The organism is Pseudomonas kairouanensis (assembly GCF_004682055.1).
Lineage (GTDB): Bacteria > Pseudomonadota > Gammaproteobacteria > Pseudomonadales > Pseudomonadaceae > Aquipseudomonas > Aquipseudomonas kairouanensis.
The window spans coordinates 13171-33741 of record NZ_QUZU01000019.1 but is presented as its reverse complement, the minus strand read 5'-3'; the positions used below and the strand labels follow the sequence as shown (position 1 = coordinate 33741).

Genomic DNA, 20571 nt, shown 5'->3' with positions numbered 1-20571 from the left:
GGCAAGCGAGTTCAGAAATTGCCACATTTAAACCACCGCAGTGATTACATTTCTGTCAGCTTGGAGGGCCCAGCTATTTAGCAATTCTTGTGATCCATCGCCTTGGCTTTGCTTTCAGCGACGGGAGGTTGGGCATTTTGCGTTTGAGCTACTCGGTACGATTCCATCGAATTATTCCTGGCCACTTCCATGCGTGCGAAAGTCCGGTCACCACCGCCTTCAGCCATAGCCAAAGAAGAGACGGTCAGAGCCGCGATGACGAACAAGGTTTTGATAGGGTTCATTTGGGGGGCCTCGGATGATTATTGGTAACCCCTGAATCCACATCAGTCGTTGACTCTTTGGGGGTGAGCTTGAGGCTCAATAGGACTATAAGACTCATCCCCTGTCAGGAAGCTTAGGCCAATATTACAGTTGTGTCAGGTTGCGATATTTCTCTTGAGATACAGAGTGATTAGTCCGTAAGGTCTAAGCTATCCAACGACACATAACCTCCATCCACCATCTAAAATTTACCTGTGCGGTGTTGTAAGTTTCCGGTCACTGCACGATGGCGTGGCGTTTTTTGAGTTTTCGCTGAAATCATACATCGGCTCGGACGCACTACGTTAAGAACTTGAGTGTTCGATAGGTGGGAATTAAATGGCGGCGTAACTAAAGGTGGCCACCGGTGAGTATTAATTTTGAAAAAGCGCTTGGCTCCGCAGAAAGAGCATTACTTTTTCGCAGCCAACGAGCTGAGGTACTTAGCAATAACATTGCTAATGCCGACACTCCTAACTTTAAGGCCAGAGACTTGGACTTTTCTGCTGTACTGGCTAGCCAAACAACGGGAGGTTTGGCTACTCCGTTCTCTTTAAAAACAACAAACCCGAAACATATTGCCGTAAACGAATTAGCAAGTGATATTCACAGCGGTGCTTTGCTTTACAGTACGCCGAACCAACCTTCCATTGATCAAAATACTGTGGATCGACAGGTCGAGGTCGCAAAGTATACGGAAAATGAAATTCATTTCGAAACCGCCTTTACTAGATTAAATGGAGCATTTAAGGGGCTACTTAAAGCTCTGCGAGGTGAATAATAAACTTTACCCAGCGAGGGAATCAGCGCCTCAGGCGCTGATTTGGGAAGGGAACCCGAGTGCTTCGACAGTTTTACGGACCTGCTCTGGGTTTTCGCTACTTTCGACGCTCACTTTACCGGCAGCGCGATCTACGGAAACCGTAGCCTCGCTGTCCAGTGACTGGATCGCTTTGGTGATTTTGCTGACGCAGCTACCGCAACCAATGCCTGATACGTTTAAGACGAACATGGTTATTCCTCTTGTGCTGGGCGGTCTCTTTTCACCGCAACAACAGCATCAACGTTGACACCACGGTAAGGTCAAGAGTTATATCTTGCGGGCTGCGAGCATCGGTTACTCTCAATCTATTCGGGTATTCCTCAATCTCAAAGCATTGAAAACTACAGATGCAGAACTGACGCTCATGGCTAACGCAGCGATCATTGGCGACAGAAGGTGTCCCGTCAGTGGATAGAGCAGGCCTGCGGCGAGGGGAATACCCATTGAGTTGTAAAGGAAGGCGAAACCTAAGTTTTGCCGCATGTTTTTTACCGTTGCAACCGAAAGTGCCCGTGCCCGTAAAATCCCCATCAGGTCGCCTTTTACCAGCGTGAGCTGCGCGCTATTCATCGCGACGTCAGTCCCTGTCCCCATGGCAATGCCCACATCAGCTCGCGCCAAGGCCGGTGCGTCGTTGATACCGTCGCCGGCCATGGCAACCTTTCGACCGTATTGCTGGAGGTCGGCTACCAGACGCTCCTTGTCCTGAGGTTTCACTTCACCATGAACCTCTTCAATACCCATCTCCCTGGCGACAGCACGTGCGGTGGTGATCCCGTCTCCGGTGGCCATGATGATTTTTACGTTATCAGCCTTAAGCTTGGTGACTGCTTCTTTAGAGGTTGGTTTTATCGGGTCTGAGACCGCCAGTAACCCCGCCAAGACCCCGTCAACTGCTAGATAGATGATGCTGATGCCTTCAAGGCGCAACAACTCTGCACGGTCTTGTAAGACCTTAGTGCTCACGCCGGCAGCTTCCATAAGTGCAGTGTTGCCCAGCTGTACTTTCTTGCCACCAACGAGGCCACTGACTCCAATCCCTGATCCGGACTCAAACGATTCAGGCTTGGTGAGCGCAACATTTTCAGTTCGGGCGTGATCGACGATGGCATGAGCCAAAGGATGTTCGCTGCCTTGATCAAGGCTAGCGGCCAGTTGAAGCACATCGTGTGGGTTGAAATCTGGTGTGGCCTCCACACTGTGAAATACCGGCCGTCCCTCTGTCAGGGTCCCCGTTTTATCGACAATCAGTGTGTCGATCTTGCAGAGATTTTCGATGGCACTGGCATCCCTGAACAGCACACCCATACTGGCGGCTTTACCCGTCGAAACCATGATCGACATGGGCGTTGCCAGACCCAGTGCACAGGGGCAAGCGATGATAAGTACGGCGACAGCGTTGATCAGGCCGAAGACCCAGCTGGGTTCAGGGCCGAACAGTCCCCAGCCTAAGAGGGTCAGCAACGCAATCGCGATAACCGCCATCACAAAGTAGCCGGCGATCGAGTCGGCCATTCGTTGCATGGGCGCTTTGGAGCGTTGGGCTAGTGCGACCATTTGTACTATCTGCGACAGCATAGTGTCAGCGCCGACCTTTCGCGCCTCCATCACCAAGCTTCCATGAGTATTAAGCGTGGCACCGATCAGACTATCCCCCGCTCTTTTCATGACCGGCACAGGTTCACCAGTGAGCATGGATTCATCCACCGCACTTTCTCCCTCGAGTACAGAGCCATCTACTGGCACTTTTTCACCAGGTCTGACCCGCAAATGGTCTCCCAAGTGAACATGGGTAAGAGGAATGTCTTCCTCCTGACCATCATCATTGATCTTGCGTGCAGTTTTGGGAGACAGGCCTAGAAGGGACTTAATGGCGGCAGAGGTTTGTGAACGTGCTTTGAGCTCAAGAATTTGCCCAAGCAAGGTGAGCGAGATGATGACCGCAGCGGCTTCGAAGTATACGCCGATGCGTCCATCTTGCATGAAGGTGGTGGGAAAACTTTGGGGAAATAGGGTTGCCGCGACGCTGTAAAGATAGGCTGCGGCAGTACCTAAACCAATCAGAGTCCACATGTTTGGACTGCGATTTCTAACAGATGCTATGCCTCTTACAAAAAAGGGCCAACCTGCCCATAAGGTGACCGGAGTGGCAAGAGCGAACTCGATCCAGTTTTGAATCGAACCATGGAAGAGTTGTAATGAGTGACCCGCCATGGCTAGAAGGGCCACCATTACGGTTAAAGGCAGCGACCACCAAAAGCGGCGGGTGAAATCCAGGAGCTCGGTTTTGTCATCGTCATCAAGCGCGGGCATGACCGGCTCTAATGTCATGCCACATTTAGGGCAATTGCCGGGCCCTGGCTGTCTTATTTCCGGGTGCATAGGACAGGTAAACTCAGTGGCTACCTGTAGCGCGGGCTCTATAGCGGCGCTGCTGGGTTCAGCGCTGGGATGATTACCAATGTAGCGTTCTGGATCTGCCCGAAATTTCTCTTGGCATTTCTGGCTACAAAATTGATACGTCTGTCCTTGGTAAGACTCGCCAAATTTACTTGGAGGTGTAACCGCCATACCGCACACCGGGTCACGTAGATCACCGTCATGGGGCGAGGCAGCGTGGGCGGGACCGTGATCGTGGTGGCTCGGTGTAGTGGGCATAGCTATTTCTCTTCCTCGTTGGTTCCTGCCTGATCGCCATGGGCATGTCCGCCATGTCCATGCCCAAAAAAATGCATCAATGGACAGATCAACAGGATGAGATAGGGCAAATACGGATAAACGTGGGTGAAATGTTCCCGCACCCCGTAAAAGGCACCGATCGCAACGAGCATGATCAGTACAACGCCTGTTTTGCGCCTCCAAAATGGTGGGGAGGTGCTTCCAGCCGGATGCTGATGGTTATCCATGATCTAGACCCAGTGTGTGAGCGTGTTGCTCTGATCTCTGCCTCAGAGCATAGCGAACTCTTGCGTCGACGCGGTTTTTGCGGGCGGTTCAGGCTTACTTCAAGTCAAATTGACCGACCATCCCCGACTGGTAATGACCTGGCACGTTGCAGGCAAATTGGAGTCCAGTTGTGTTGTTGAAGGTCCAGATCAACTCCTTGGTTGCCCCTGGCTCGATCAGCACGCTATTCGGGTCGTTGTGTTCCATTCCAACCATCTTCATGCCTCCCATGCTATGGCCCATGTTGCCCGACATTTTTCCAGTTCCGGTGGGTGTAAGCGTTCCATTCTGGAACATGCTCGCCATTTCTTTTTGGTGCGCCGCGTGAGCAGCGGCTTGGCCGATATTGAACTCGTGGAGCAACGCCCCTTTGTTGTGAAGTACAAAGCGAACTGTTTCACCGGGCTTTACGTCGACGCTTTTAGTTTTGAAGAAAATATCGCCCATCTCCACATCAACCGTGCGAGTGACCTCTGAGGCGACTCCAGGCTGACCGATATCCTCTTTCCCATGACCTACGCTGGCCATCGCCGTAGCGCCGAGGAGTAGGGTGATTGCCGCAATAACTGGGGTAATGAGCTTAGTTTTCATGGTGACCTCGAGAGCAAGTGGAAAACACTAGCTATGCTAAAGGGATAGAGCTGCCCGTTAACTGACTTGAACACTACATTTCTGTCAGTTTTCCTGAGAAAACACGGCGCCCAGATGACGCCGTGTCTAGCAGGGCGGTTCAAAGAGCCCCGTGGGAGTTATTCGGTTACTGATGGTTCTCAGAAAGCATCAGTTTGTGCTCGCGCTGCATTTGGTTCAAAACGTCATCAACCATGGCGTCGTGTTTTTCCATCCAGGCGAGATGTTCCTGAGGTGACATTGATGCTTTTGGATGATCTAGATGAAGCTGGTCCATGATCTCGCCCAGTATTTTCATATGCTCGGCCATGTGCACATGGCGTTGCCCTTCAGGAGCTTTTTCAGCTTGTACCAAGGTCGCTTCGGCTTTGTCGCGCAGACTTTCCATGCGCTCCAGAATCCGATCTGCACCACCTTCAGCCAACGCAGACGCAGAGATGAGTATCGAACTAACAAAGAATAGGGCTTTTAAACGGTTCATGAGGCAGCTCCTTTTGATTTGTTCTCCGGCTCCTCTAGGTTTCATGCTGAAGAGTCGGTCGAGCACCAGGAAGTACTCATGCTCGAACCCTAGACAGCACTCGCTGACATCTACCTGAAGCCAATATTACTTTTCTGTCAGCTGCTGGTTGGCAGAGGCATTTCATTGCAGACTCAGCCTCACAATTATTCGAGAGCCATCCTCATGAGACTTCTGGTTGCGGAAGACGAACCCAAAATAGGTATTTATTTGCAGCAAGGACTCACTGAGGCGGGGTTCAATGTTGATCGCTTTACCAATGGCAAAGACGCGCTTCAGCACGCATTGAGCGAGGCGTATGACCTGCTGATTCTCGATGTGATGATGCCTGGGCTGGATGGCTGGGAAGTACTTCAAAAAGTGAGAGCATCCGGAAAAAATGTACCAGTGCTTTTCCTCACGGCGCGAGACCGCGTTGAGGATCGAGTAAAAGGACTTGAGCTGGGCGCAGACGATTACCTGATCAAACCCTTCGCATTTTCTGAACTGCTGGCTCGCGTCAGAACGCTGCTGCGTAGAGGCACCACTGCACCCTCCCAAACCCATATGAAATTGGCTGATCTGGAGGTGGACCTCCTCAAGCGCAGGGTTATCCGCGCAGGCAAACGTATAGATCTAACGGCCAAAGAGTTTGCGTTGCTCGAATTGCTGCTCCGTCGTCGAGGTGAGGTTCTGCCCAAGTCGCTTATTGCTTCCCAGGTCTGGGACATGAACTTTGACAGCGATACTAACGTCATCGAGGTTGCTGTCAGGAGGCTCAGAGCAAAGATTGATGATGATTTTGAGGTCAAGCTTATCCACACCTCTCGAGGCATGGGGTACATGCTGGATGCGCCGGATTCGGGGACGGGGTCGGAATGAAGCGAATGTCCCTGACTACGCGCATGAGCCTGATGTTCATGCTAGCTGTAACGGCTGTGCTCACCGTCGCTGGACTCAGTTTTAACAACCTCAGCCGGCATCATTTCAAGATGCTGGATCAGCAGGCGCTGAACGAAAAGCTTCACTCGACGCAAAGAATTTTGACTGGGTTGAACAGCATTGATCAGTTCAGTGATGTTAAGCCTGAGCTGGAGGCACTGCTTGGTGCTCATCGTGATTTGACAGCCCTTATCATCGATGGTGACGGTAAGCTCCTGTTTGCTGACCCAGGTCCAATCGTGGTTCCTGAAGACTTCCGAACAATCACAAACAGCAATGTCTGGGAGTGGCGAGACCAGGAGCAGATATTTCGAGGCGTGACGGCGCAAGCCATTGTGACGGGGCAGGATAAACCATTGACAGTGATGTTGATCTTTGATGTCACTCAACATATGGCCTTCTTCGAGACACTTGAACGATGGTTTTGGATAGGGCTGGTGATAAGCGCGCTGGTCAGTGCTGCACTGGGCTGGATGGTAGCGCGTAGTGGACTGCGACCTATTCGCCTCGTCACTCAGGTAGCAGCTTCAATGTCAGCTAAATCGCTCAAAGAGCGTATTCCATTAGGTCCCGTTCCCCAAGAGCTCCAGCAGATGGTGCTCTCGTTCAACGCAATGTTATCTAGACTGGACGATGCGTTTGTTCGTTTATCGAACTTCTCTGCGGACATTGCTCACGAATTACGGACACCCGTTAGCAATTTGATGACTCACACTGAAGTGGTTTTATCTAGAAAAAGAAATATTGAGGACTACGAGGACAATCTGTACTCAAATCTTGATGACTTGAAACGTATGGGGCGTATGATTGATGAAATGCTTTTTCTAGCGAAATCAGATAACGGTCTAATTACACATGAAAACAAACCGATAGACCTGGTAGCAGTAGTAGAGAAATTACTCGAGTACTACCGTTTGCTGGCTGATGAGCGAGGGATCGACCTCAAGGTTACAGGCAGGGGTAGCGTCCGAGGTGACGTACTTATGCTCGACAGGGCCATCTCTAATCTGCTCTCAAATGCGCTCCGGTACACCCCCGAAGGAAAGTGTATTACTGTCGATATACGGCAGAAAGGAACTTCAATATCAGTGTCTGTGGAGAACCCGGGAGAGCCCATTGCGCCCGAGCATCTTGAAAAGCTGTTTGATCGATTTTATCGCGTGGACCCAGCTCGCAGAGAAGGAAGTCCAAGTAATGCAGGGCTAGGTTTATCGATTACTCGATCAATTATTGAAGCGCATGACGGAAAAATATGGTGTACGTCGTTAAACGGAAAAACAGCCTTTCATATTGAACTCCCATGTGCTGATGCAAGAAAGGCCTAAGACACCTTGTTCATATGTATGCAGGCAACATGTGGTTAGCTCAATAGGATCGTTTTTGGATGAAAAAAAACTCTTGGAGCGTTCCAAAGAGAGTCGCGTATTTGGCGCCGTATCCGGGCAGATCAGTGCCAAAAACCCGCCCCAAGCTGACTGAAATGTAATCGAACAGTTTGCGTTCATGTGGCATCGTGTACTCGCACTGTGACGTTGGAAATCTTGTGATTCCTCCCTGTCCAGCCGGCCCTAGGACACGGAATTTGCTAGGTATTCGTCAGTGGTTTTAACGAGCGTCAAAAAGTAAAAAACTAGATATTCCCTAAAAACCTAGAACCAACAGCTTTTGCTGTCAGGAGTCTTGCATGTCATTCCTTAAAACTACCACCGTAGCTGTTGCGCTGACTGCGGGTTTGCTTCTGAGTGCAGTTGCTCAGGCGCATCCAAAGCTGGTTTCTTCTACTCCCGCTGAAGGATCGGATGCGGCGGCTCCGTCTAAAATTGAACTGCACTTTTCTGAGAATCTAACGACTCAGTTCTCTGGTGCAAAACTGATCATGACCGATATGCCTGGTATGCCGAATTCACCTATGGGCGTAAAAGCTAACGTTGCAGGTGGCGGTGATCCGAAAACGATGGTTATTACACCCGCATCGCCATTGACCACGGGTACTTACAAAGTCGAATGGCGTGCCGTTTCCTCGGACACTCACCCGATTACCGGCAACTTTTCTTTTAAAGTGAAATGATTCATGAGCGACTCAATAAATATCGTTGTTCGCTTTGCTCTTTATTTCGACCTGATGCTGTTATTTGGACTGGCAATTTTTGGTCTTTATAGCCTCAGGGGAAAAGAAAGAATATCGGGAACAGTTTTGAATTTTGAGTCGCTTCTTTACAGTACTTCTGCTGTAGGCGTAGCTCTGTCCCTTGCCGCGATGTTGTTGCTTGCGAAAGCAATGAGTGGCGTGTCGGGTTTCATGGAGCTACATCACCATATTTTTCAAATGGTTCTCATGGGGACTGACGTCGGTTTGACCTGGATGGTCCGAATAGGGGCGTTGGTGACGGCCATTATTGGCGTTTCCCTAAACAAGCGCTTTCCGACACTCAGTCTGTGGATTGTCACCGTGTGTGGCGCGATTGCGCTAGCAACCTTGGCATGGACAGGGCACGGAGCAATGGACGAGGGTAGCCGTCGCTACTGGCATTTTACTAGCGATATCTTCCATCTTTTGGCCGCAGGCGGTTGGTTGGGTGCGCTAGCGGCATTTGCCCTGCTTCTGCGTTTAAAATCCCTAAAAGGTGATCAGGAAGCACGAATTCTTGCTCGGGTACTGACAGGGTTTGAATCGGCCGGCGCGGTGATTGTAGTGATCATCAGCATTACGGGAGTGGCGAACTACCTATTTATCGTTGGGCCAAACCTCGATGAGGTGATGCTCAGCACTTATGGCGAGTTGCTATTTTTAAAGGTCCTGTTATTTGCCGGGATGATCGTATTAGCGACGCTAAACCGGTTTCACCTAAGCCCGCTCTTGGAACGTTCTGTTCGAAATGGAGACTATGCTGTCGCGGTCAATGCCTTGCGCCGTAGCATGAAGCTCGAATTTTCGATGGCAGTCATCATTGTTTGTCTAGTCGCATGGTTAGGTACTTTAAGCCCGGTCATGGAAATGAGCGCGGCATAGCGGTTGGTGACAGCCGACAAAGGAGTCTCAAGGGTGAATTGTAAGGGCCATTTGCACCGTCTACACTCCAGCTCATGAAACGCTACCTGCGGTTTTGCCTAATTTTCCTGATTAGCTTGGCGCTTCCCCTCAGCGGGATGGCGGGTGTTCAGGCATCGACTGAACCATGCCCGATGAAAACCATGGGCATGGCGATGATGGATGGTATGGGGCAAGACTGCTGCCACGACATGAAAAGTCCCACCGAGCATGGCAAACCTTGTAAGCCGGGTCAGGAATGCAAAACTGGCGGCATGCTGCAAGTATCGATCATCAAGCCTCCTATCACCCTGTCCAGTCCTCTCGCTCTATCATTCTCCAGCCATCTCCCGCTCGTACAAACCTCTTCAGGGGTATGGCGACCCCCACGTACTTGATTCCTGTACCACACTGAGCCTCATTCCGCGTTAGCGGGATGGCATATCTGCGCGCATGTCTTATGAAGCGCGCGGTGGATCATCACAGGAATCGTGAACATGAACTCCAAGTGCTGTTGCACAGGTTGGTCCTTCCTGGCCGGCCTGGCGGCAAGCGTACTGGCATTGCCGAGCTTCGCTAGCGCATTGACATTCGATGAAGCGCTGCGGCTGGCCGAAAACAATGCACCATCGTTGACCGCACAAGACGCCAAAATTCAAGCAGCCACTAGCGCGGCCATTCCCGCCGGCGAACTACCCGATCCCAAGCTACTGCTGGGCGTGCAGAACTACCCCATTGGTGGTCCCGACAGATGGAGCATCGACCAAGATTTCATGACCATGCAAGTGGTCGGGATTAGGCAGGAGATGCCCAACAGCGACAAGCGCAAAGCACGTATTGAGGTCGCGGATGCGGCTGTTGATCGAGCGTCCGCCGAGCGTCGAGTGGCGCGTCTGAACGTCCGACAGTCCACGGCATTAGCCTGGATCAGAAGCTACTCGGTTGAGCGTAAAGATGCGTTGTTCCAGGACTTCTACAAAGAAAACCGTCTTCTGACCGATACCGTCAGAGCTCAGGTTGCGGGTGGCCGAGCCCAACCCGCCGATGCGGTCACACCTAAACAGGAAGCTGCTCAACTGGCTGAGCAGCAGGATGATTTAGTTCGCCAACGTGCACAGGCCCGGGCCGCCCTCAAGCGCTGGATTGGCCCTGCCGCCGATGACAAACCGGTAGGCAACTTGCCTGATTGGCCTATTGAGACCTCAGGTTACTCCCATAAGCTGCAACATCACCCCGAATTAGCGGCTTTTGTGCCGATGACCCGTGAAGCACAAGCCAAGATCCGTGAAGCTGAGGCGGAAAAGCAATCTGACTGGAGCTGGGAATTCGATTATCAGCATCGAGGCCAACAATTCGGTGACATGGTCAGCGTGCAGTTTTCATGGGATCTCCCGCTGTTCCCTAACTCTCGGCAAAACCCCAAGATTGCGGCCAAGCACGCCGAACTAAACCAGCTTGAGGCTGAGCGCGAAGCCCTGTCACGCGAGCATACCCAGCTATTGGAGGATGAGTTGGCTGACTACGAGCGCCTCAATCGTGCAGTCAACCGTAATCAGGAAAGCTTGTTGCCGTTGGCTAAAGAAAAGGTCGAACTCACGATGGCCAGCTACCGCTCCGGCAAGGGTGACTTGAACTCGGTTGTTGCCGCCCGACGCGAACTTATCGAAGCCCGTCTCAAGCAGGTTGACGTTGAAGAGCAACGTGCCCTGACCAGCGCTCGCCTGTATTTCTCTTACGGGGAGTCCGCTCAATGATTTTTAAATTATGGAAAGGGACTTTAATCATCGGCATCTCGATTGCCTTGGGTGTTGCCGGGGGTTACTGGTTAGCCCAACCGCGAATGAGCGGAGTAGCTGGTGTCGTACCGGATCATGAACCCAAAGCCTCTGCCGATCGAAAAGTTCTGTATTGGTATGACCCCATGTACCCACAACAGAAATTCGATAAACCGGGTAAGTCACCCTTCATGGACATGCAGATGATCCCTCAATACGCAGATACCAAGGGGGACAGCGCTGCCATTCGAATTGATCCAAGCCTGACTCAGAACCTTGGTGTGCGACTGGCTAGTGTCAGTCGAGGCGTATTTGCCTCGACACTGAACGTGGTAGGTGTGCTGGCCTTCAACGAACGGGACGTTGCAGTCATTCAGGCCCGTACGGCGGGTTTTGTCGAGCGTGTGTATGCCCATGCACCTGGTGATGTACTGAAAGCGAATGCCGCCTTGGCAGACATCTTGGTGCCGGAGTGGGCAGCTGCTCAGGAGGAATTTCTCGCCCTCAAGCGTAGTGGCGATGCTGGCTTGCTGACAGCGGCCCGGCAGCGATTGCGGCTAACCGGAATGCCACCTACGTTAATTGCTCAAGTTGAGCGCACTGGCAAAGTTCAATCGAACCTGACGCTGACCAGCCCTATTGGTGGTGTGCTTCAAGAGCTGAGTGTGCGTGAAGGTATGACGGTGGCCGCAGGCGAGACGTTGGCTCGTGTTAATGGTTTGAGCAGTGTCTGGCTGGCCGTGGCTGTACCAGAGGCGGAAGCTGGGTCAATCGTAGTAGGGCAAGCAGCTGAAGCGCGTTTATCCGCATTCCCTGGAGTTGTGCTCAAGGGCGTCGTCAGTGCGATTCTTCCGGAAACCAGTTCGGACAGTCGCACACTTCGCGTTCGAGTTGAGTTACCCAATCCAGATGGCCGACTCAGACCAGGTTTGACCGCACAGGTAAGCCTCAATCGTTCAACGGAGCAAAGTGTTCTGTGGGTGCCGAGCGAGGCCGTCATTCGTACCGGTCGACGTGCGTTGGTCATGCTCTCTGAAGACGCTGGTCGATATCGCCCGGTGGAGGTGCAGCTAGGCCAGGATAACGATGGCAAGACGGCGATATTGAAAGGCTTGGAAGAGGGGCAGAAAGTGGTGACCTCTGGCCAGTTCCTGCTCGACTCGGAGGCCAGTCTCAAGGGCGTTGTCGCAAGCTCATTGGACGTTTCGCCATCTACTATGCCCGTTGGCGCTTTGCATGAGGCCGATGGTCAGATCGTTGAGATCAACGACAAAGAAGTCACGCTCGCCCACGGTCCCTTCAAGACATTGGGTATGCCAGGCATGACGATGACTTTCCCTCTCGCCACGCCAGCTCTGATGAAAGGCCTAAAAACGGGCGACAAGGTTCGGATCGCTGTTAGCCAGACGGATGATGGTCTGCGTGTTGAACGTCTGGAACGCTCTGGGGGCCAGCCATGATTGCGGCCCTTATTCGCTGGTCGGTGGCCAACCGCTTTCTTGTGTTGCTGGCGACGCTGTTCGTCACGGCATGGGGGATCTGGGCGGTTCAAAGTACGCCCATCGATGCATTGCCAGACCTGTCGGATGTTCAGGTAATTATCCGTACACCTTACCCAGGCCAAGCCCCACAGATCGTCGAAAACCAGGTGACCTATCCACTGGCAACCACCATGCTCTCAGTACCTGGGGCCAAGACTATGCGCGGTTACTCCTTCTTTGGCGAAAGCTTCGTTTATGTGCTGTTCGAAGACGGAACTGACTTGTACTGGGCCCGCTCGCGGGTGTTGGAATACCTGAGCCAGATACAAAGCCGCCTACCAGCCAGTGCTAAGCCAGCCTTAGGACCTGATGCCACTGGCGTTGGCTGGATTTTCCAGTACGCGTTGGTTGATCGCAGCGGTGGGCACGATCTGGCGCAACTGCGAGCCCTACAGGACTGGTTTCTCAAATTCGAGCTCAAGACGCTGCCGAACGTTGCGGAAGTGGCCACCGTAGGTGGCATGGTCAAACAGTATCAGGTCCAGCTCGATCCGCTAAAGTTGGCGAACTTGGGTATCACGCAGTCTGAGGTGACCGAGGCGATCGGCAAAGCCAATCAGGAAACCGGTGGAGCCGTGCTGGAAATGGCGGAGACAGAGTTCATCGTACGAGCTTCCGGCTACCTAAAGACGCTCAATGACTTTCGCGCTATCCCGCTCAAACTGGGCACGGGCAGTGTGCCGGTCACGTTGGGCGATGTTGCCACGATTCAGTTAGGGCCTGAGATGCGTCGAGGCATTACCGAACTCGACGGTGAAGGTGAGACCGTCGGCGGCGTGGTGATTCTGCGCAGCGGGAAGAATGCTCGTGAAACCATTGCGGCGGTCAAGACCAAACTCGACGAGCTGAAAAGCAGTCTGCCGGCGGGGGTTGAAATCGTCACCACCTACGACCGCAGCAAGTTGATTGATCGTGCCGTGGAAAACCTCAGCCACAAGCTGATCGAAGAGTTCATCATCGTCGCGTTGGTTTGCGGAATCTTTCTCTGGCACCTGCGTTCATCTCTGGTGGCAATCATTTCCCTGCCGGTTGGGGTGCTGATCGCCTTCATCGTGATGCGCTATCAGGGTATCAACGCCAACATCATGTCCCTTGGCGGGATTGCCATCGCCATCGGCGCTATGGTCGACGCTGCCGTGGTGATGATTGAAAATGCCCACAAGAAGGTCGAGGCTTGGCACGTGGCCAATCCTGGGGAGGAACTGAAAGGTGAACGTCATTGGCACGTGATGACTGAAGCGGCTGCCGAGGTAGGACCTGCATTGTTCTTCTGTCTGCTGATCATCACCCTGTCGTTCATTCCGGTGTTCACGCTGGAGGCCCAGGAAGGACGTCTATTCGGCCCGTTAGCGTTTACCAAAACCTACGCTATGGCCGCAGCGGCTGGACTGTCGGTAACTCTCGTACCGGTGTTGATGGGGTATTGGATCCGTGGACGAATTCCCAATGAGCAACAGAATCCGTTAAATCGCTGGTTGATCCGGATCTACGAGCCCGCTCTGGACGCCGTATTACGTCGACCTAAAATAACACTGCTGGTTGCGTTGCTAGTCTTTGTCAGCGCGTTGTGGCCGATCTCTCGTCTGGGTGGTGAGTTTCTTCCCCCGCTGGACGAAGGCGACCTGCTCTATATGCCATCAGCTCTGCCTGGATTATCGGCGCAGAAGGCCGCGCAACTGCTTCAACAGACTGACCGTCTGATAAAGACAGTTCCAGAGGTCGAACACGTTTTCGGAAAAGCCGGCCGCGCTGAAACCGCGACTGACCCCGCACCTTTGGAAATGTTCGAGACCACCATCCAATTCAAACCACACGAACAGTGGCGCCCAGGCATGACCCAAGAAAAGCTAGTGGAAGAGCTGGATCGAGTGGTGCGAGTTCCTGGGCTGACCAATATCTGGATACCACCGATTCGCAACCGAATCGACATGCTGGCTACGGGGATCAAGAGTCCTATTGGGGTGAAAGTTGCCGGCACCAACCTGACGGAGATCGATGCCGCGACTCAGGCGGTCGAGCGAGTGGCTAAGGGCGTACCCGGTGTCAGTTCGGCTCTGGCCGAGCGACTGACCGGTGGTCGCTATATCGATGTGGATATCGACCGCAAAGCCGCCGCCCGCTACGGACTGAATATCGCCGATGTGCAATCCATCGTGGCCGGTGCTATCGGCGGTGAGAACGTCGGGGAGACCATTGAAGGGCTCGCACGTTTCCCGATCAACGTGCGTTACCCTCGGGAGTGGCGTGACTCGCTCGGCGCCCTGGAGCAGTTGCCGATCTACACCCCGCTAGGGAGCCAGATCACCCTCGGCACTGTGGCGAAGGTCAAGGTCAGCGACGGCCCACCGATGCTCAAGAGCGAGAATGCACGGCCCTCCGGTTGGGTATACATCGACGTGCGTGGCCGGGACATTGCCTCGGTAGTCGCCGACCTGCGTCGGGTCGTCAGTGAACAGGTCAAGTTGCAGCCCGGCATGAGCCTGAGTTACTCAGGGCAGTTCGAGTTTCTCGAAAGGGCCAACGCACGACTCAAATTGGTGGTGCCTGCCACGCTGTTGATCATCTTCGTGCTGCTCTACCTGACTTTTGCCCGCTTCGATGAGGCCCTGCTGATCATGGCCACTCTGCCATTCGCCCTGACTGGCGGGGCATGGTTCCTCTATCTGTTGGGGTTCAACCTGTCGGTCGCCACCGGGGTCGGCTTCATCGCCTTGGCCGGTGTTTCTGCCGAATTTGGCGTGATCATGCTGCTCTACCTGAAAAATGCCTGGGCCGAGCGTCAAGACCTCGGTGACAACACAGAACGCGGGTTGATGGCCGCGATTCGTGAAGGCGCTGTGCAGCGCGTTCGACCCAAGGCCATGACCGTTGCGGTGGTTATCGCTGGTTTGTTACCAATACTTTTGGGAAGCGGTACCGGCAGCGAGGTGATGAGCCGCATTGCCGCCCCGATGATTGGAGGTATGGTTACGGCGCCCTTGCTATCGCTGTTTGTGATCCCGGCGGCCTATCACCTCATGCGTCGTCGACACTTGTCCGTTGAGTCTGGCAAGCACTGACGCGTAAAAATGCATACAAAAGGGGCTGCGCTTGCAGCCTCGTTTGAGCTGCACAGCCCGTTTTCATCGGTCCTACGCGCGGTATGTATCGAAATTAGCAAGTTTATGTCTTTTGCATAAACTCGCTAATTTCGATACATACGCTGTGGTCAGTGCCGTTACCCACCTGCACTTGCCAGAAAAACGAACGCTGCCGCCACTGCGTTTCGATGAGCCAAAAACAGCATCCTGCTCAAAGCCGACTCAGCATTCGTCACCCTCAGATCACTCTTGAAATCGAGGCGAATGACCTTAATATGATTTTATCTTGCCATCATCATTTTCAATCATGGATGTTTCTCTGGGGTCGGTCGGAATGGCAGAACAAGAAGACGCTAAACCCGCAAGCGGGCGTTTCAACACAAATGATGAGACGAAGCGGATCGTATGGACACAGACCGCTGGTCATTGTGAACTGTGCGGCACGGATCTGACGTTCGATTATCGTGCCGGCAAGCCAATGAAATGGGGCGAAGTGGCGCATATCCTGCCCGCCAGTCCCAAAGGCCCTCGGGGACGCGCGGATCATGATGCTGAGGCGCACACGAACGATACTGCTAACCTGATGCTCCTGTGCCCAGGCTGTCATGACAAAATTGATCGTGACGCAGACGGTTATCCTGAAAATGATTTGAGTGGTTTACACCAAGCATACCTAGAGCGCATCCGAATCGCCGCAACGACCCCTGATGGTGGCAGAGCGATTCCTCTCATTGTCCAGAGTCAGCATTTCCAGACGATCAACGATATTCCCGTTCGCGATCTGTTGACTGCGATGTCCGCCGAGGGATTAACCGCCTTCGATCAAGGCATCAAAATCACTTTCCCTGCGCCCGGACCACGCGGCCGCGACACTACCTATTGGCAGAACGTCAAAGACAGCATCCAGTATGAGCTGGAACAGCAACTCAAGCGTCGCGGCGGCACCTACGGCGATTCGCCTGCGCTGGCAGTAGTCGGCTTGGCCGACATCCCGGCTTTGATGATGCTGGGCCAGAGTATCGGCGACCGTTCCAAGCGCTTGATCTTCTCCTTTCACCGCGAACATCGTTTGCGCTGGCCCGATCAGTCCGCAGAGCCGCCCGCTTTTTTGTTTACACCTCCCCCCGAAGGCGACGGGCCACTGGCGCTGGTGCTGTCTATTTCTGCGCAAGTCCCAGTTCGCGACGTGACTGACGCTCTGCCCGGTGCACGTATTGCAGAGCTGGCGATCCCAGAACCAAGCTATGCGATGGTACAGAACCGTCGAGTGATTCATGCCTTTCGCGACACACTTCAAATACGACTGAGCCAGCTTGAAGCTCTGACTCCTGACCCTATCCACGTCTTCGCCGCTATTCCTGCGGCATTGGCCATCGAGTTTGGCGCGTTGCTCACAACGCAGCATCAACATACGTACCTGATCTTCGATCGGGACAAAGAAAACCATGATCGGTTTACGCAAACACTGCAATTGGGCTCGGTGGCCCAGGAGGCTAGGTAAATGCTATTGAGCAACGAACAGACCAAGCGCAGCAGTTGGGAATATTTTCTGCTTCGCGCCGCGCGGGAGATCTCGCTGTCGGAAGCGCAGTACGAAAAAATCAATGACCGCTACTCCCAACTGGAAAAAATCCTCTCGGCTTCCGACAACCCACTGCTCGCTGAGGCCCATATCTTCGTTCAAGGCTCGATGCGGCTGAAAACGACTATCAAGCCAATCCCCGGCGCGCCTGCGGATCTGGACACCATTGATGCGGACGCGATTATCTGGCTCCCTCACGCTCAAGGCGCTAGTGCGAAGGAAGTTCTAGAGGCGATTGAGCAGCGTTTTAGGGAAGGCTCCCGCGTTCAGGAAGAAGTTAAGCAGTTACGTCGGGGCATCCGCATCGTTTATGCCGACGAAAATCCAGGCTTCCACATCGATGTCACGCCTGCCCGCGCGATCAACGGAAATGGCGAAGCAAACGGCGAGGGAAAGCTGGAGGTTCCAGATCGGGTCACAGGGTGGAAAGCAAGCAGCCCTATCCCGTACTCGAATTGGTTACAGGTTGCCTCCGCCCAGGAAATCTCTCTGGAAAGCTTGGTAGTCGCCAAAAGCCAGCGAATGCTCGATGCCGCGACACAAGATCCTTTGCCGCATTATCAGGATTACATCGATCAAGATCCCCTGCGTGCGACCATAAAGCTGCTCAAGCGGCATCGCGATGAATGGGCCATCAACACAAGGAGCGCTGATACTCGCCCCATATCTGCGGTCATCACCACCCTGGCCACTCACGCATATCTGGATGTCGTGAAGGAATCGCAGTCGAAGCCTTTGGCTCCGCTCGATGCAATTTTGGAAATCGTCCGCAGAATGCCGCAGCACATCGCGCATAGAGGAAACGATTGCTTTGTCTGCAACCCTGCCGATAACGGCGAAAACTTTGCAGAAAAGTGGAATCGACCAGGCGAAGGGCAAGGCTATCGCCAAGCATTTGCCAAGTGGCATGCGGACGCCAGTGCATCCGTATCACTGGGTTTGGAAAGTTTTGAATCCAATGATTCCTTTGCCGAAGCAGTGAAAAAGAATTTCGGTATTGCACCGGCACTCATTACGGCAGTGAACAATGAGATCCCTGCGAATTGGACCATGCCCGGCCGACCGGATGGCACTACTCGAAACTCTGCTTCGATGGGTTCGCTCTTCGGAGGGGCCAGCGGTGGCGCAACCTCTCAGTCGAGCGTAAAGCCAGTTGGACGCCTTGGTTGATCCTATTACGACGCCATTGCAGCGCGGAATCGCCGCACTGCGAAATACCCTAGGTCAGGACGCTGCCGATGCATTGCTCCAGCCCGCACCCATGCAGGCTGACGAAGCGGCGTCCTTTTACTTTCCCTTGCCCATCGATTACACGGGGCAGGAGCGGCGACTGCGTATTGGTTTCCCCTCCAATTTTCCCCGTGGGCTTTTGCGGCTGAACGTCGAACCCTCTCCATGGCTGGTTTGGCCGCATGCCACCAGGTCGGGGCTTTGCCTTCATGGCTTTCAGGAACGCCCCATCATGGGCTCCCCGGAGGTTGTGGTAGAGGACAGCCTTGCTCGCTTGGCACAGATCGTTTCGTTGTCCAAGCTGGGATCAAGCCAGGCAACGCGCGATATCGAATTTCAGAATGAGATCACTACCTACTGGTCTTTTCAGCACGGTCAGTCATTCCAGAACCTTTTACTGTTGGATCGACCTCAGGCTGCCTCGCAGTTGTTTGCACTCAGCGATCCGCGCCGGGCTGTGCCATCCGGTCAGGAAACGGTTTGGTTAGCATCGAACGTAGCTGCACTCAAAGGGCATTACCGACGGGTTGTCGGGCGTTCCGCTGTCATTCGCGCGGCCGAAACTCCCGGTTTTTACGTCAAGCTTCAGACTTATCCGGATATCCGCACCCCGGATCCAGAAGATTTATTGCCGTGGCTAACGCCCCACCTTAAACCCGACGATGCCGAGCAATTGCTGGCATGGTTTGAGCAGAATGGAACGTTGGCGAGTCGATGGATTGTTCTGGAGCTTCCAGGAGGGGCAGATGCTCCAACATATTGCCTGAATGTGCACTCGCTCGGCGTACAGCAGGAGCGGGGGGCAAAGTTTGGCCTGCGTACAGCGCGGCGCCGGCCAGCTATCGCAAATGCACATCCACCGGCGCTCGTTCGAGCAACTACCCTGGACGTGCTTGATCGAGCGTCCATTCTGTCCCGCGATATAAGCGGCACAGCACAGCGCCTCGAAAATGCTCGGGTAGTTTGCGTTGGTGTTGGCTCGCTAGGCAGTGCGGTAGCAATACAGTTGGCACGATCCGGTGTTGGCCACCTTACTCTCATCGATCCTGACACCTTGGTGTCAGCCAATCTGGGGAGGCACGTTCTGGGAGCGGATAGTCTAGGGAGACTGAAAGCTTCAGCGTTAAGGGGCAAGATTCTGTTAGATCTTCCAACGACAGAATGCACCGCATATTCGACTTTTGCCGAAGTGGTAATGAGCAGCAAACCAGAAGTGTTCGATAACGCAGATCTGGTGGTGATCACGACAGCAGACTGGCAGTCGGAAGTCACTGTATGGCGAGTCAAATCCAGCGGTGCTCCTTGGGGGCTTGTACAAGCCTGGAGCGAACCGCATACCCAAGTAGGTCATGCGCTATTTGCACCAGCCGGCACCTTTGATGGCCGTCATCTATTCACGGACGTCGGCGATTTCGTGCATAGATTCACAGAATGGCCGGGAGGAGGTGTTGTTCCGCTGCCCGCCTGTGGGGAGAGCTTCATCCCAGGTGGCTCACTGGGGATGACCAATATCGCCTCTATGGTGTCGCACACGGCCCTACGCGCATTGACTGGCAACATCGCCACTGCATCTTGGATCAGCAGCATTTACAGACCTGAAGATGTGCTGAGCCTGGGAGGCCAATACCAAGGGCCCAAACTGCCAGAGGGGGCGCAGCAAATCCTACTCGAGCGTGGATGGCCGGAAGATAAGGACGAAACGGTATGACGGATATCGCATGGCGCTGGCGATGGCCGGAGGTGAATTCCGAGCTATTGGTGTCCCAAGCTGTCGCGGACATCTTGGTTAGTCATCGGCAGGGCCTTTTTGGCGTGGAGCGAGGGGGACAGTTATTTGTCAACCCGGTTGATCCGAAAGGGTTGCTGCTGGCCTTGGCCACGGTGCCTCATCGCGCCGATCGGTCAGGCTGGTCTTGGCTAGAGTTGGATGCGGAGCGTTGCCGCCAGGAGATCCAGGCTGCCAACGAACAAGGGTTACGTCTAGTGGGGTATTGGCATACGCATCCCCAATCCGTTCCGGTGATCTCTCCGGCAGATATCGGCAGCTTCTCAAAATTTGCTGCACGTTACACGCAGGATCTGCCGCGCCCGATAGCCGTTATTGTCGGCAAGTCCGAAAAACCCGAAGGTATCAAGGCGTGGTCGTTCAGGGACGGCAGATATGTAGAGGCAACCTGGGTCAGATGAGCTTT

The 20571-nt window shown here is 53.7% G+C and carries 19 protein-coding genes; 13 read left to right on the top strand and 6 right to left on the bottom strand.

What is annotated here, in order from left to right:
* Positions 1 to 77: 77 nt before the first annotated feature.
* Positions 78 to 284 (bottom strand): co-regulatory protein PtrA N-terminal domain-containing protein, encoded by a 207-nt coding sequence (locus DYL59_RS16280; protein ID WP_010565102.1) that lies wholly within the window; start codon positions 282 to 284, stop codon positions 78 to 80.
* Positions 285 to 670: 386 nt separating this feature from the next.
* Here DYL59_RS16280 and flgB point away from each other — a divergent pair, with 386 nt between their 5' ends.
* On the top strand, positions 671 to 1084 hold the full coding sequence (gene flgB / locus DYL59_RS16275; protein WP_082461819.1) for a flagellar basal body rod protein FlgB: 414 nt from the start codon (positions 671 to 673) through the stop codon (positions 1082 to 1084).
* Between the two features lie 30 nt (positions 1085 to 1114).
* Here flgB and DYL59_RS16270 read toward each other — a convergent pair whose 3' ends face one another.
* The 5 genes from DYL59_RS16270 to DYL59_RS16250 all read right to left on the bottom strand — a co-directional run bounded on the left by DYL59_RS16270 (position 1115) and on the right by DYL59_RS16250 (position 5183).
* Entirely contained in the window at positions 1115 to 1315 is a 201-nt protein-coding gene (locus DYL59_RS16270) for a heavy-metal-associated domain-containing protein (protein WP_034116564.1), read from the bottom strand.
* A 111-nt stretch (positions 1316 to 1426) separates the two neighbouring features.
* Positions 1427 to 3784: a heavy metal translocating P-type ATPase gene (locus tag DYL59_RS16265; protein WP_080761503.1), complete on the bottom strand. Its 2358-nt coding sequence runs from the start codon at positions 3782 to 3784 to the stop codon at positions 1427 to 1429.
* Positions 3785 to 3786: 2 nt separating this feature from the next.
* Complete coding sequence (locus DYL59_RS16260; RefSeq protein WP_085057430.1) at positions 3787 to 4032, bottom strand: DUF2933 domain-containing protein; 246 nt, start codon at positions 4030 to 4032, stop codon at positions 3787 to 3789.
* 94 nt (positions 4033 to 4126) lie between these two features.
* Positions 4127 to 4663 (bottom strand): cupredoxin domain-containing protein, encoded by a 537-nt coding sequence (locus DYL59_RS16255; protein ID WP_016963497.1) that lies wholly within the window; start codon positions 4661 to 4663, stop codon positions 4127 to 4129.
* Positions 4664 to 4829: 166 nt separating this feature from the next.
* Positions 4830 to 5183 carry a co-regulatory protein PtrA N-terminal domain-containing protein gene (locus DYL59_RS16250; RefSeq protein WP_016963496.1) on the bottom strand — a complete coding sequence of 118 codons (354 nt, stop codon included), beginning with the start codon at positions 5181 to 5183 and terminating at the stop codon, positions 4830 to 4832.
* Positions 5184 to 5387: 204 nt separating this feature from the next.
* On the opposite strand from DYL59_RS16250, the gene DYL59_RS16245 reads away from it, so the two are divergent.
* The 12 genes from DYL59_RS16245 (at position 5388) to DYL59_RS16190 (ending at position 20566) form a co-directional block, all read left to right on the top strand.
* The gene (locus DYL59_RS16245) at positions 5388 to 6083 is read left to right on the top strand and encodes a heavy metal response regulator transcription factor (protein WP_008437429.1); all 696 of its coding nucleotides are present in this window, start codon (positions 5388 to 5390) and stop codon (positions 6081 to 6083) included.
* Complete coding sequence (gene copS / locus DYL59_RS16240) at positions 6080 to 7468, top strand: copper resistance membrane spanning protein CopS (RefSeq protein ID WP_032905000.1); 1389 nt, start codon at positions 6080 to 6082, stop codon at positions 7466 to 7468. The genes DYL59_RS16245 and copS overlap by 4 nt, the downstream gene beginning before the upstream one ends.
* 359 nt (positions 7469 to 7827) lie before the next feature.
* Positions 7828 to 8211: a copper homeostasis periplasmic binding protein CopC gene (gene copC / locus DYL59_RS16235; RefSeq protein ID WP_008437424.1), complete on the top strand. Its 384-nt coding sequence runs from the start codon at positions 7828 to 7830 to the stop codon at positions 8209 to 8211.
* Between the two features lie 3 nt (positions 8212 to 8214).
* The gene (copD, locus tag DYL59_RS16230; RefSeq protein WP_016963494.1) at positions 8215 to 9153 is read left to right on the top strand and encodes a copper homeostasis membrane protein CopD; all 939 of its coding nucleotides are present in this window, start codon (positions 8215 to 8217) and stop codon (positions 9151 to 9153) included.
* A gap of 74 nt (positions 9154 to 9227) precedes the next feature.
* Positions 9228 to 9569, top strand: a complete 342-nt coding sequence (locus tag DYL59_RS31690) for a hypothetical protein (RefSeq protein ID WP_080761501.1) — start codon at positions 9228 to 9230, stop codon at positions 9567 to 9569.
* A 99-nt stretch (positions 9570 to 9668) separates the two neighbouring features.
* Positions 9669 to 10925 (top strand): TolC family protein, encoded by a 1257-nt coding sequence (locus DYL59_RS16220; RefSeq protein WP_020302971.1) that lies wholly within the window; start codon positions 9669 to 9671, stop codon positions 10923 to 10925.
* Complete coding sequence (locus DYL59_RS16215; RefSeq protein ID WP_020302972.1) at positions 10922 to 12406, top strand: efflux RND transporter periplasmic adaptor subunit; 1485 nt, start codon at positions 10922 to 10924, stop codon at positions 12404 to 12406. The genes DYL59_RS16220 and DYL59_RS16215 overlap by 4 nt, the downstream gene beginning before the upstream one ends.
* A complete protein-coding gene (locus DYL59_RS16210) occupies positions 12403 to 15546 on the top strand; it encodes an efflux RND transporter permease subunit (protein ID WP_034139895.1) in 3144 nt (1047 codons plus the stop codon). Before DYL59_RS16215 ends, DYL59_RS16210 begins: the two co-directional genes overlap by 4 nt.
* Before the next feature lie 355 nt (positions 15547 to 15901).
* Complete coding sequence (locus DYL59_RS16205; protein WP_033897208.1) at positions 15902 to 17068, top strand: SAVED domain-containing protein; 1167 nt, start codon at positions 15902 to 15904, stop codon at positions 17066 to 17068.
* Positions 17069 to 18319: a nucleotidyltransferase domain-containing protein gene (locus DYL59_RS16200; protein WP_033897209.1), complete on the top strand. Its 1251-nt coding sequence runs from the start codon at positions 17069 to 17071 to the stop codon at positions 18317 to 18319.
* Positions 18303 to 20087 carry a HesA/MoeB/ThiF family protein gene (locus DYL59_RS16195; RefSeq protein ID WP_135290086.1) on the top strand — a complete coding sequence of 595 codons (1785 nt, stop codon included), beginning with the start codon at positions 18303 to 18305 and terminating at the stop codon, positions 20085 to 20087. The genes DYL59_RS16200 and DYL59_RS16195 overlap by 17 nt, the downstream gene beginning before the upstream one ends.
* Positions 20084 to 20566 (top strand): Mov34/MPN/PAD-1 family protein, encoded by a 483-nt coding sequence (locus tag DYL59_RS16190; protein ID WP_054068364.1) that lies wholly within the window; start codon positions 20084 to 20086, stop codon positions 20564 to 20566. Before DYL59_RS16195 ends, DYL59_RS16190 begins: the two co-directional genes overlap by 4 nt.
* Positions 20567 to 20571 lie beyond the last annotated feature (5 nt).

Coding starts and splice junctions, on each gene's coding strand:
- DYL59_RS16280 (WP_010565102.1), bottom strand. CDS start 284: ATGAACCCTATCAAAACCTTGTTCGTCATCGCGGCTCTGACCGTCTCT.
- DYL59_RS16270 (WP_034116564.1), bottom strand. CDS start 1,315: ATGTTCGTCTTAAACGTATCAGGCATTGGTTGCGGTAGCTGCGTCAGC.
- DYL59_RS16265 (WP_080761503.1), bottom strand. CDS start 3,784: ATGCCCACTACACCGAGCCACCACGATCACGGTCCCGCCCACGCTGCC.
- DYL59_RS16260 (WP_085057430.1), bottom strand. CDS start 4,032: ATGGATAACCATCAGCATCCGGCTGGAAGCACCTCCCCACCATTTTGG.
- DYL59_RS16255 (WP_016963497.1), bottom strand. CDS start 4,663: ATGAAAACTAAGCTCATTACCCCAGTTATTGCGGCAATCACCCTACTC.
- DYL59_RS16250 (WP_016963496.1), bottom strand. CDS start 5,183: ATGAACCGTTTAAAAGCCCTATTCTTTGTTAGTTCGATACTCATCTCT.
- DYL59_RS16245 (WP_008437429.1), top strand. CDS start 5,388: ATGAGACTTCTGGTTGCGGAAGACGAACCCAAAATAGGTATTTATTTG.
- copS (WP_032905000.1), top strand. CDS start 6,080: ATGAAGCGAATGTCCCTGACTACGCGCATGAGCCTGATGTTCATGCTA.
- copC (WP_008437424.1), top strand. CDS start 7,828: ATGTCATTCCTTAAAACTACCACCGTAGCTGTTGCGCTGACTGCGGGT.
- copD (WP_016963494.1), top strand. CDS start 8,215: ATGAGCGACTCAATAAATATCGTTGTTCGCTTTGCTCTTTATTTCGAC.
- DYL59_RS31690 (WP_080761501.1), top strand. CDS start 9,228: ATGAAACGCTACCTGCGGTTTTGCCTAATTTTCCTGATTAGCTTGGCG.
- DYL59_RS16220 (WP_020302971.1), top strand. CDS start 9,669: ATGAACTCCAAGTGCTGTTGCACAGGTTGGTCCTTCCTGGCCGGCCTG.
- DYL59_RS16215 (WP_020302972.1), top strand. CDS start 10,922: ATGATTTTTAAATTATGGAAAGGGACTTTAATCATCGGCATCTCGATT.
- DYL59_RS16210 (WP_034139895.1), top strand. CDS start 12,403: ATGATTGCGGCCCTTATTCGCTGGTCGGTGGCCAACCGCTTTCTTGTG.
- DYL59_RS16205 (WP_033897208.1), top strand. CDS start 15,902: ATGGCAGAACAAGAAGACGCTAAACCCGCAAGCGGGCGTTTCAACACA.
- DYL59_RS16200 (WP_033897209.1), top strand. CDS start 17,069: ATGCTATTGAGCAACGAACAGACCAAGCGCAGCAGTTGGGAATATTTT.
- DYL59_RS16190 (WP_054068364.1), top strand. CDS start 20,084: ATGACGGATATCGCATGGCGCTGGCGATGGCCGGAGGTGAATTCCGAG.